The following is an 11,735-nucleotide window of genomic DNA, read 5'->3' as shown; positions in this document are numbered from 1 at the left end:
GAGTATACCTGCCTCTATGTCCAGTATACTCCATAAAAAGGAATAGTGAAATGGGGAGTGAATGGAATGATGATACGAAAAAACTATTTATTGAATATGGAAACGGTAGGAATGATGGAGCGATACGACGCCAATGGTGTCGAGATGACTACGGTAGTGGAGGGAGAAAACACATTCCATGTTAGGCAACCGCGCCAGGAAATCCTGAATAACACGTTAAACCACTTTGGATTGGATCTGGATGGCGGACTAGCAGCAGCCAAATCCGTACTGGGCGGTAAATACAGACTGCCCGTCTGCATAAATGCCCAGCTGGGGATGGTCTGGTTCTCCTCCCGCTCATTCCGGAAAAGAGGAGGAGTCTGGTTTTCCTACATCCACATTCGTGACTTAGAGGAAATGAACGAAAAGGAAACACTCGTCCACACAAACTATGGTCATTGCCTACCAGTAAACTTAAGCAAAAATCAGCTCGCCTTCAAAAGGGACCAAGCATCATATCTGCATACGACCTTCCATGAACGCTCATTGGGTAAAAAGACCTTTTATTACGAACCGGGAAGCGGAATCACCTTTTGCAAAGAACCCGGGGAGGTCCATTACAGGGTGAAAGAAAAGGAATAATATAATCTATGAGACCGCTGAATTGGCGGTCTTTTCTTTGGAATGGATTAAGTGAGAGCAGGTTTTATTTAAAATCCAGAAATATAGTTATTGTAAAAAATGGAATGATACATTATGATTAGTAAAAAGTTAATTATTAGGAAATGGAGTACATATTTTGAAAAGAATATTTGCTATTATACTATCTTTTGGACTAGTTTTAGGTCTCTCGTTTGGTGCGAATGACATTGCCAGTGCCAAAACAAAAGTGAAGACTTATAAAAACTGTACAGCATTGAATAAAGACTACAAAGGAGGCGTAGCCCGTACATCTTCCGTTAAAAATAAAGGAGGAAAAACGAAATACAAGCCTCACGTTTCAAAGGCGCTTTATGATGCCAATAAAAAAAGCGATCGCGACAAAGACTTTATCGCTTGTGAAAAATAAGGATTATTCAAAGAGACCTCCTATAGGAAGGTCTCTTTAGTTTGTAGATAAAAGGTCTTCCATCTGAATTATTAAACAAAGTTGATTGGAACGGGTGTGAGAGACTCCTGCGGAAAGCGAGTGCCTGGAGAGGGCAGTTCATTTTTGTACAATACTAAAAAGGCGGAAGCTAAAGCCTATACAGGTCTTTAGCTTTTTTCTCGTGGGTTATCTTTCAAACCGTCCAAAATGTGTATTTTCCCGATTTATAAGTGCATCCCCAAGATTGATTCTGCTCATAAGTCTTTCATGGTCCGAAGGAAAACGTTCTTTAACATTTGCAACACCCTCTGTTGTTGGGATATTACCATTAGGCATAGGACGTTCTTCTCTTTGAAACCCGGGGTTCAAACTATCATTATTAGTAGGGTCTCTACGTGCATCAAGGTTCCCGGCATTGTTATTTGGATCATTGTTATTATCTTGTGGCATATATTTCACTCCTTCGCTTATATTATCCGCTGATGACAGTAATCTATTCGCACGCTGTACTTATCCTTTATTTATCCTGTTTTCCCCAATTTGCAACCACGCCAATTCTCTTGAATGGTCAACAAGTACGAAGGGTCTTTTTTTGCCCTTTAAAAAAACTTCTAATATTATGATTGACTTACATTTTAATTTGTCTTACAATTTCAATGTAAATAGTCGAAAGATTCAATCAAATGGAAGGAGAACTTACTTAAGAGCTAATTCACTTCAACATGAAGCATGACAACATACTGCGCGTTAACTTTATGTCAATTCCGGAAATGACGTAAAGTTCTGTCATAATTTCAATATCTGAATGTCTAGAGTTATCTAAGTATTATTGCTTTAGAAAAAATGAAAGCGAATACATACTCTTTGGAATGGAGTGAATAACTTGAAAAATCAATCAAATCTTGCTGAATCCACTGTGATTGCTCCGGAGGTCGTAAGTAAGAAAACAAATTTCTTCACGAAATTTAAAACATCCTATGGTCCGGGAATCCTTGCCGTGTTAACGTGGCTTGGGGCCGGTGATCTGGTGACGTCTTCTGTTGCCGGGGCGGATTATGGATATAGTTTAATGTGGATTTTAGCACTGTCATTAATCCTTCGTTTTCTTATCGTTAATGTTATCGCCCGGTTCCAGCTTTGTAACACAGAGGGCTTAACCATACTTGAAGGCTATGGACGTATCCACCCATTTTTCGGTTACTTCATGTTTGGTTATGCATTAATCATGGGCCATCTGTTTAATGCCTATATGATTAAGGGAGCGGGAGAGGTATTATCGACCCTATTCCAAGTTAATCAGCCATTCTTAGCTTCATTGGTAGTTGTAGGATTAGTTTTTATGCTTATTGGCAGGAATATTTATAATAGAATTGAAAGTGTAATGAAAGTGCTTTTGGCATTATTGACCATTGCCTTCTTGTTCCTGGCCATTCAAGCTACACCGGATGTGGGGCAAATCATTAAAGGAACAGTTGGTTTTAGCATTCCAAGTGATACTGGCGTTCATGGAGCATTATTGGTGGCCATTTCAATTATCGGTGCAGTGGCAGGATCGATTTCGAACTTTGTACACCCATATTTCATGAAGGAAAAGGGCTGGACGAAGCCGAGTCATGTCAAGGTTCAAAGAAATGACTTACTGTTTGCCATCGGAGTTTGCATCGTGATCAATTTAGCCATTTGGGTGGTTGGGGCAGAAATTTTAAAACCGAATGGAATTCATGTCGAAACGATTGATGACTTGGCAATGGCATTACAAATGTCGTTAGGACAATTTGGCTGGTACATTTTTTATCTTGGGGTATTTGGCGTATTGTTCGCGAGTATAGTAGGGAAGTCAACTGGTTTTCCAAGATTGATAGTAGATGCCTTTTACGTAATAAATAAAAACCGACGCGAAAAGTATAATGGTAAATATGAAAAAGATCCAATGTTTAAATGGATTATGATTTTTGTATTAGTTACGCCGCTTATTTGGTCCATTCCCGGCATGCCTGGTTTCATTGCCTTAACAATTGGCGTAAATGCAATTAATATAATCGGCTTTCCGGTAATCGCAATTGGCATGCTCGTGCTTTCAAATAAAAAAAGCTTGATGGGAAAATATAAAAACAATTGGTTCGAAAATATTATTCTTACGTTAGCTTCCGTTTTAGCGATTTGGTCCGCCGTTCAATTAGCTACTACCTTTTTTTAAAATAATGGTAGATTATAGATAGAGGCGTAAAACATAAAGGTTATGTCAACATTTGAACCTGATGGGGTCCTACTTTATTGGAAGTGAGGTATCAATGATGAAACCGAAAGTAATCGTTTATAAGAAAGTGGATCAAAAGGTGTTGGATTATATTCAAGAGACTTGTGATGTCGTTTATTTTGAGGGTCTTCATTCACAAAACTATCCTGAATTTCTTCAGGAGCTGAAGAACGCACAAGGTATATTAGGTTCAGGATTAAAGGTGGATAAAACTTTACTGGATCAAGCACCTCAATTAAAAATCGTCTGTAATTCATCGGTTGGTTACGACAATTTGGATGTAACCGAGTTGTCCAATCGAGGAATCATGGCTACAAACACTCCCGAGGTATTGAATGAGACAGTCGCCGATACGATCATGGGTTTGATTCTCTCCACAGCGAGAAGAATGCCTGAGTTGGATCAAATGGTAAAGTCAGGGCAATGGACATCGAATATCGGAGAAAAATCGTTTGGGTTGGACGTCCATCATAAAGTATTAGGTATTATCGGAATGGGCGGAATCGGATCTGCCGTTTCAAAAAGGGCCCGTTTTGGGTTCGATATGAACATCTTATATCACAACAGATCCAGAAACGAAGACGCGGAACAAAAGTATGGAGCTACATACTGTTCTCTGGAAGATCTGTTAAAGCAATCTGATTTTGTCTGCTTGATGACACCGCTGACTCCTCAAACCGAAAAGATGATGGGGGAAAAAGAATTCAAGCTCATGAAAGAGTCCGCCATCTTCATCAATTGTTCAAGAGGGAAAACAGTGGATGAAGAAGCGTTGATCGATGCGCTAAAAACCGGAGAAATTCACGCGGCAGGACTGGATGTCTTTGTACAGGAGCCCGTCCAGGAAGACAACCCGCTGCTTTCCATGAAGAATGTCGTCACTTTGCCTCATATCGGTTCCGCAACATATGAAACCCGCCTGAAAATGGCGATGCTGGCCGCAACAAACCTTGTCGCCGGATTACAGGGGGAAACTCCGCCTACGTTGATTAAAGCTGGCGTAAAGGTGAAGTGATCTTTTATAAATTAAGCTGGATAGCCTTATTTGGGGCTATCCATTTTTTTGTTTCGGATTATTATTTTTACTCATCCTGCAAAACAAATAAGCCCTCCCATAAAGGAGGGCTTTTATATCAATTCCCCAGACTTTTGTTATTCATCAACCACATCTGCCATTTCATCAAAATCGGAAATTACGATCCAGCACTAGAAATACCTGGGTTTGTCATCTCGAAAGGATAACTTGTATCGGAAAGTTTTCGACTGCACGCAATGTTTGGATATATAGTATGCATGCACTGGTACTTGTTTTGATCCCAAGAAGTCTTTCTCAATACGTTCGTCATGATTTATTTGGATTGTTGACACCGCGTTTCCTCCTTTATAAGGTTATGCTACGTCTGATTGTTTAATTGAATCAACGTAATGGTTTGCTTTATCCTGGTCAAATTCCCCTTCCCATTTCGACATGACAATCGCCGCCAATGAGTTCCCTATGACATTAACCGCTGATCTTCCCATATCCAAAATTCGGTCGATACCGGCAATGAACGCAACACCTTCCACTGGCAGTCCCATAGAACCAAGTGTTGTTAAAACAACAACAAATGAGGCACCCGGAACGCCAGCCATTCCTTTTGACGTTAACATCAAGACTAGTAACATAGTGATCTGTTGTGTAATGGATAAATCTATACCATACATTTGTGCCACGAAAAGTGAAGCAAGTGCTTGATAAATCGATGAGCCGTCTAGATTAAACGTATAGCCTGTTGGAATAACAAAGGAAGTAATGGATTTCGAGCAGCCAAACTTTTCCATTTTATCCATAAGCCTTGGTAATACCGACTCTGAACTTGCTGTTGTAAATGCCAAAATCAATTCATCCTTTAACACTTTCAGGATAACGAAAATGCTTGTCCCTGACATTTTCGCTATAATTCCAAGAATGGCGAATACAAAGAATACCATCGTCACATAAACAGCAATTACTAGGTTCCCTAAAGGAATTAATGTTGCGATACCAAATTTTGCAACGGTTACACCAATCAGCGCAAACACACCAAAGGGGGCAAATTTCATGACTAGATTCGTCACCCAAAACATTACTTCCAACACACCTTCAAAGAATCCAAGAATAGGCTTTCCTTTTTCGCCTATCGCAGCGACACCTAAGCCGAATAAAACAGAAAAGAAGATAATCGGTAATAAATCCGCTTGAGCCATTGATTCAAATACATTTGAAGGAACAATATGAGAAATTGTTTCTCCAAAGCCACTGCTACCAGCGGTATTTGTTGTTTCTTCATATTTTGAAATATCACTTTTTTCAAGATTGCTTGTATCTAAGCCAGACCCTGGGTGGAACAAGTTTGCCGCCAGTAATCCAATAACAATGGCAATTGTGGTGACAATCTCAAAATAAAGAAGAGTCTTCCCGCCTAATTTTCCTAGTTTCTTTATATCGCCGACTCCCGCTATGGAGACGATTAATGCAGCCATGACGATCGGGATGACGATCATTTTAATTAAATGAATGAAAATATCCCCGATAGGCACCAAAATGGCCATGACTGTTTCATTACCATGGAATAAAGCACCGACAACGATACCTAGTACAAGTGCAATAAAAATTTGAGTAGCTAAGCCAAACCTTTTCATTTGAATTCCTCCTTTGATAGTTGCCCTTTTGTTAACGCTTTCATTTTTTGGATTATTTCAAGTTTATGCTCATCCTACTGGAACCTACTGAATCCTACTGATACTTACAAGGGACAGAAAAAATAATAATTTCAGTCAAAACCCTTCTCACTTTTTTACCTTTTCATATGTTATGTTTTTAATATAGTAACTGGGAGGGACCGTATTGAAAAAGAGTATAAGGATATTACTATTGATTATGATTGCGGTGCCTCTTGCGGGCGAATTCAAGTTTTACCCCTTCGATGATACATTCAGAGTCAGTTTGGGAACCCCCGTCTTCTTCTTGTTTTTACTATGGGGGAGAAGCATCCACCCGATTATTGCAGGCATAGTGACGGGAATGAGTGTGTTTTTTTTACGTTTTTCACTGGCTGTCGGGATACGGGACATATCCGTTGAGGATGCGATGTATCTTCATGTTCCCGCCTTTTTCTACTACTTCATTTACGCGTTGGCCTTTCATAAAACGAAATTGAACGAACGGCATGATCAGCCGTTTATGATCGGGCTTTTAGGGGTATTGATCGAGCTTTTTGCAAGTGTATCGGAGATGACGATCCGATCCATCCTGGCGAATCAGGACACACCCTTGCTAGCCATTGACCAACTTGTTTTAATCGCCTTTATTCGAAGCTTTTTCGTTCTCGGCTTTTTTAATATATTAAAGCTGAGAGAAGCGAAATCCGCAGAAGCGGAGCAGCGCATGCAAAAGGAACAAATGTTGCTTTTCATTTCAAGTTTGTATGAGGAATCGGTTCAACTGAAGAAAACGATGCAAAATGCGGAAGAAATCACCCGCACTTGTTATGATTTTTACCGTCGGATAAAAACAAGGGGAACTAATGGAAGCGATGCGCAAACTGCGTTGCAGATTGCCGGTCTCGTGCATGAAATCAAAAAAGATAACCAGCGGATTTATGCCGGGCTATCGAAACTTATGTCATCCGAAAACCTGCAGGAATATATGAAGATCGAAGACCTTGGTAACATCATGATCGTGTCCAATAGACGATATGCAGAGTCCCTTCGCAAAGTTATTACATTTACCTTGCATATAGATGATGACCATCCCCGCTATCATGTATATATGGTATTATCATTAATAAATAATTTATTGGCCAATGCAGTGGAAGCCATTGAAGAAGAAGGATACGTATCACTGCATGTGAAAAGGAAAGATAAATTCGTGGAGTTTTGCATCTGTGATAATGGCCCCGGCATTGCGCCGAAGCAGAAGGAAATCGTTTTTACAGCAGGATATACAAAGAAATTCGATGAGGCGGGAAACCCTTCGACGGGAATTGGCTTATCGTATGTGAAACAAACAGTTGAAAAATTTGGAGGACATATCAGGCTAATGGATACCTATAAAGAAACCGTATTCATCGTAGGAATTCCGATTGATGCTATTATGGAGAAAGGGTTAACGAGATGAATTATTTCATTATAGATGACGATCCTGCCATTCGAGGAATGTTGACAGAGATAATTGAAGACGAAGATTTAGGCAAAGTGGTGGGAGAAGCAGAAGACGGAGCTTTAGTTAATAATGGCTTGTTGCTTTTAAAAAAAGCAGACGTTGTCTTAATTGATTTGCTCATGCCATTAAGGGATGGAATTGAAACGATCAGGTCTCTTGCTGATGGATTTCAAGGGAGATTTGTTATGATTTCGCAAGTGGAATCGAAAGAACTGATTGGAGAGGCGTATAGATTAGGAGCGGAATACTACATTACAAAACCGCTGAACCAAGTTGAAATTTCATGCATATTAAACAAAGTGAACGAGCGAATACTGGTAGATCAATCGATCCAGGGCATTCAAAAGTCGTTGAACGTGTTTACGGGCCGCCCGAAGTCTTCGAAAGTGCCCTCCATTCATACAAAAAGTATCATGGAAGCCGGACGGTCCTTAATTTCTGATTTAGGTATGATTGGCGAAGGGGGAAGCGAGGATTTATTAAACATTTTAGGATTCCTCCAAAATGAAAAGCAAAGACTCGGTCCTGCCTACACATTTCCATATTTAAAGGAGATATTTGCTGGGATTGCTGCTGAAAAGCTGGGAGGTCAAGCGAAAGAGGCCGAAATCCAGAAAGAAATGAAAGCTTCTGAGCAGCGTGTCCGTCGCGCACTTAACCAGGCACTCATCCATATCGCTTCATTAGGATTGACGGATTATATGAATCCAAAATTCGAAGCCTATTCATCCACATTTTTTGATTTCTCGGAAGTCCGCAAAAAAATGCTGGAGCTAGAAGACAAAAGCAAAAAAGTAAGCAGTCAGAGCCGCAATAATATGAAAAAGTTTATCCAAGTGCTGTTTATGGAAGCAAGGCAGATGATGAAATAATAAACCAGTAACACAAGTTGAATAGATTGAAAATTCACAAAAACATTTTATATTTTTCGATGGAAGAAACATAAAGACAAATCCGTTTATATGGATTTGTCTTTATCGCTATTTCCTCCGTATTTTTTTATAAACAGTATGACATTGTTTCAAGTCTATAGAAAAAAGAACTAGCAATGAGGCTTTCTAATATGTAGGCATAAAAATAACCAGCCAAGCTATTGCTCAACTGGTTACTGGCTTTACATGTTAAATTAAAGTTTAAAATGAAGATTCATTATGGCAACTGTTGTGCAAAAATACATTGATATCATTCAGAATTTATGATAAATTAGTATAGAAACACATTTAATTATATACAAAAACAGTTTACCCCTTACTATAAGTATAAGGTAAAACTCACCTCTAGTCAACCCCTAATTTCTCATTTTTTAAAGGAGTGTCCGTTATGAACAATGAAATTCGGCAGGAGCAAGAACGTTTGAATGAGGTGATAGATACAATCACGAAACAAATCAGCAAAATAGAAGGAGAAACTTCAAAGCGTAAAAAAGAAGTTGTTAATATCCGTAAACACTTTTGGGATGACCTCAAGGTTAATATTGATACCTTCGATGATTACCTCGAGACGATCATTGGATTGAGGCAGCAGGCTCAAGACTTGTCACAAAGCGAAGGCGCACATAGATATGCGTTCAAGAGGCTGTCAACACTGCGCCGCATGCAGGAAGTGCCTTATTTCGGCCGGATTGATATCACTGAAGAAGGGTCTCCCCAGACGGAACAAATTTATATTGGGACTTCCACTCTTACTGATGCAACAGGAGAAAACTTCATTATCTACGATTGGAGGGCCCCGGTTTCGAGTGTTTATTATGACTATCCTCCCGGTCCTGTAGAATACTCCACTCCCGGAGGCGTAATTCGGGGAATGCTGGAGAACAAGTGGCAATACACCATCAAAGGAGGCGTTATCGAATCGATGTTCGACACGAGTCTCACCATTGGGGATGAGATCCTGCAGCAGGTACTGGGCAAGGGAACGGATAAGCATATGCACAGTATCGTGTCCACCATTCAACGTGAGCAAAATAGGATCATCCGGAACGATCGCGGACGTCTGCTCATTGTTCAAGGTGCCGCTGGCAGCGGGAAGACATCAGCTGCCCTTCAACGGATCGCTTACTTGCTCTACAAGAATCGAGAAAGGCTGAAAGCCGATCAAATCATTCTATTCTCTCCTAACTCCATGTTTAATAACTACGTATCCAATGTGTTACCCGAACTTGGCGAAGAGAATATGCAGCAGGTAACATTCCAGGAATACCTGGATCATCGTCTGACTGACTCTTTTCAAGTTGAGGATCCTTATGAGCAATTGGAATATTTGCTGACTGCAGCGGATGATCCTTCCTATAGCACCAGGACAGCGAGTATCCAATTTAAGGCATCCATTCGCTTCTTTGAAATCATCAAGACCTACAGACAATCACTTGAGCCATCCGGAATGATCTTTAGAGGGTTAAAGTTCCGAGGGGAAACGCTCGTCTCCGCCAAACAAATCTCGGAAAGATTTTATAACACAGACACCACATTAAGATTTCACAATAGGATTGAAAAGCTGAAAGAGTGGTTATGTGAGCTACTTGATGAAAGGGAAAAGTTTGAGTTGAAACAACCTTGGGTCGAGGAGGAAATCGAGTATCTCAGCAAAGAAGACTACCAAAAGGTATACACCTATTTAGAGAAAAAACGCGGTGATGATGAAGATTCCTTTGACGATTATGAGATAGAGAATAAAATGCTTGCGCGTATGATTGTTCGAAAGAAATTGAAGTCGTTACGCAAACGGATAAAAGCACTTCATTTTATCAATATTAAGGGAATATACAAGCAACTTTTTGACGAACAAATACGGCTCGAACTGTGGAATGAAGGTGAAACACCTGCCGAAAGGGAAATTTGCTTATCAACCCAAAAAATGCTGGAAGAAGGTAAACTGTATTACGAAGACGCGACTCCATTTTTGCTGCTGAAGGAGTTAATTCAAGGATTCCAGTCGAATACTTCTATAAAATATGTGCTTGTTGACGAAGCACAGGATTATTCCCCATTTCAATTCGAGTTTTTGAAACGATTGTTTCCTTCTGCCAGGATGACCGTGCTCGGTGACTTTAACCAGGCAATATTTGCTCATGCCAGCGAACGGGTGGATTTCCAGACTCTTACCAGTTTATACGGGATAAGTGAAACCGAGAGCATAACCTTGGATCAAAGCTACAGATCCACAAAGCAGATTATAGAATTCACACGTGAACTAATTCCAGAAGGCCATCGAATTAAGGCGTTCAATCGTGAAGGCGAGAAGCCTGTACTCACTCAAGTGTCCAGCCGTGATGAATTGCACCGCAAAATCATGTCTAAAGTCAAAGACTTCCAAAGCCATGAGTACAATACAATCGCAATAATCTGTAAATCTGCTGCCGAAAGTGCCGCCGCATACGATGCCCTTAGTGTCCACGGTGAAATTAAACTCGTACAGAAAGGCACAAATGAATATGAACAGGGTGTAGTCGTTATACCGGCTTATTTGGCCAAAGGCATCGAATTCGATGCAGTCATCATTTATGATGCATCCATGCAAACATACGGTGATGAGAGCCTGCGTAGATTGTTCTACACCGCATGTACCAGGGCTATGCATGACTTGCAAATTTATACGGTTGGCGAACCCAGTCCCTTCTTGAAAAACGGTGCAACGGAGAGTTTCCTTCTGACCTCCAAATAACAAAGAATGGAGTCATTATTAGTGCTTCCTTTTTTCTCCTTTCATTTTATTGCTCTTTTATCGAAATACTATAAAAGAAAAGCTTTAGAAAAGGAGGAGATGGATTGACTAAAGATAAAGAAAATGGCGCGGAAACGGGAGCAAATCATGCTGCTGGTGAAGCAACAACTCAATCAGTTAATGATGGTCATTATCATTATCCAGGGCCCATGGAAGAAGGCTATAGCGGAAATACAGGAAGAGCAGTACAGCCTGCCGGGAAAAAAGATCCTGATGTTCCTCAGAACAAAGACACATTTAATTACACCCGTAATGTAAAGTAGATCTGTCCAACATCATATACTTGGAGGTGAAGGAAATGAGTAAAAAGACAGGAAGAGGTCGCATTGCACCAAGTGTTAACCCGCAGGGACATGGAAAAGATGTGGAATTCTCCACCGAGCCTAAAAGCGATCTTGAAAACAAGGCAAAAAAGTCCAATACAAAATAAGCGTATTGGATAAAAATGTGGTCATGCTTTATAAGGAATGCCCTTCTCTTAGTCGAGAGGGGCTTTTATAATC

Annotated in this window: 11 protein-coding genes; 9 read left to right on the top strand and 2 right to left on the bottom strand. The window is 40.3% G+C overall.

The features are described 5' to 3' along the window. Positions 1 to 66 precede the first annotated feature (66 nt). Positions 67 to 624 carry a competence protein ComK gene (locus MHB45_RS18795; protein WP_048687192.1) on the top strand — a complete coding sequence of 186 codons (558 nt, stop codon included), beginning with the start codon at positions 67 to 69 and terminating at the stop codon, positions 622 to 624. A gap of 157 nt (positions 625 to 781) precedes the next feature. Next, positions 782 to 1,051 (top strand): excalibur calcium-binding domain-containing protein, encoded by a 270-nt coding sequence (locus MHB45_RS18790; protein WP_048687193.1) that lies wholly within the window; start codon positions 782 to 784, stop codon positions 1,049 to 1,051. Positions 1,052 to 1,258: 207 nt separating this feature from the next. Here MHB45_RS18790 and MHB45_RS18785 read toward each other — a convergent pair whose 3' ends face one another. After that, on the bottom strand, positions 1,259 to 1,522 hold the full coding sequence (locus MHB45_RS18785; RefSeq protein WP_048687195.1) for a hypothetical protein: 264 nt from the start codon (positions 1,520 to 1,522) through the stop codon (positions 1,259 to 1,261). Positions 1,523 to 1,955: 433 nt separating this feature from the next. Between MHB45_RS18785 and MHB45_RS18780 the strand changes: the two genes are divergently transcribed. Together MHB45_RS18780 and MHB45_RS18775 are read left to right on the top strand one after the other, a co-directional pair. Then, entirely contained in the window at positions 1,956 to 3,269 is a 1,314-nt protein-coding gene (locus tag MHB45_RS18780) for an Nramp family divalent metal transporter (RefSeq protein WP_072273508.1), read from the top strand. 97 nt (positions 3,270 to 3,366) lie between these two features. Next, complete coding sequence (locus MHB45_RS18775) at positions 3,367 to 4,344, top strand: 2-hydroxyacid dehydrogenase (protein ID WP_048687212.1); 978 nt, start codon at positions 3,367 to 3,369, stop codon at positions 4,342 to 4,344. Between the two features lie 374 nt (positions 4,345 to 4,718). On the opposite strand, the gene MHB45_RS18770 is transcribed toward MHB45_RS18775, so the two are convergent. Continuing rightward, on the bottom strand, positions 4,719 to 5,990 hold the full coding sequence (locus MHB45_RS18770; protein ID WP_048681940.1) for a cation:dicarboxylate symporter family transporter: 1,272 nt from the start codon (positions 5,988 to 5,990) through the stop codon (positions 4,719 to 4,721). Positions 5,991 to 6,195: 205 nt separating this feature from the next. Between MHB45_RS18770 and MHB45_RS18765 the strand changes: the two genes are divergently transcribed. The 5 genes from MHB45_RS18765 (at position 6,196) to sspL (ending at position 11,662) form a co-directional block, all read left to right on the top strand. Then, complete coding sequence (locus MHB45_RS18765; protein ID WP_048681945.1) at positions 6,196 to 7,467, top strand: ATP-binding protein; 1,272 nt, start codon at positions 6,196 to 6,198, stop codon at positions 7,465 to 7,467. After that, entirely contained in the window at positions 7,464 to 8,384 is a 921-nt protein-coding gene (locus MHB45_RS18760; protein ID WP_048681949.1) for a response regulator, read from the top strand. Before MHB45_RS18765 ends, MHB45_RS18760 begins: the two co-directional genes overlap by 4 nt. A 448-nt stretch (positions 8,385 to 8,832) precedes the next feature. After that, positions 8,833 to 11,172 carry an RNA polymerase recycling motor HelD gene (gene helD / locus MHB45_RS18755; RefSeq protein WP_340908033.1) on the top strand — a complete coding sequence of 780 codons (2,340 nt, stop codon included), beginning with the start codon at positions 8,833 to 8,835 and terminating at the stop codon, positions 11,170 to 11,172. A 104-nt stretch (positions 11,173 to 11,276) separates the two neighbouring features. Next, positions 11,277 to 11,495, top strand: a complete 219-nt coding sequence (locus tag MHB45_RS18750; RefSeq protein ID WP_072273506.1) for a hypothetical protein — start codon at positions 11,277 to 11,279, stop codon at positions 11,493 to 11,495. Between the two features lie 35 nt (positions 11,496 to 11,530). Continuing rightward, positions 11,531 to 11,662, top strand: a complete 132-nt coding sequence (gene sspL, locus MHB45_RS18745) for a small, acid-soluble spore protein L (RefSeq protein WP_034304091.1) — start codon at positions 11,531 to 11,533, stop codon at positions 11,660 to 11,662. Positions 11,663 to 11,735: the final 73 nt, after the last annotated feature.

Origin of the sequence: Peribacillus sp. FSL K6-5616, assembly GCF_038008245.1 — a bacterium.
GTDB lineage: Bacteria > Bacillota > Bacilli > Bacillales > DSM-1321 > Peribacillus > Peribacillus frigoritolerans.
This window is presented reverse-complemented; position numbering and strand designations above follow the sequence as displayed.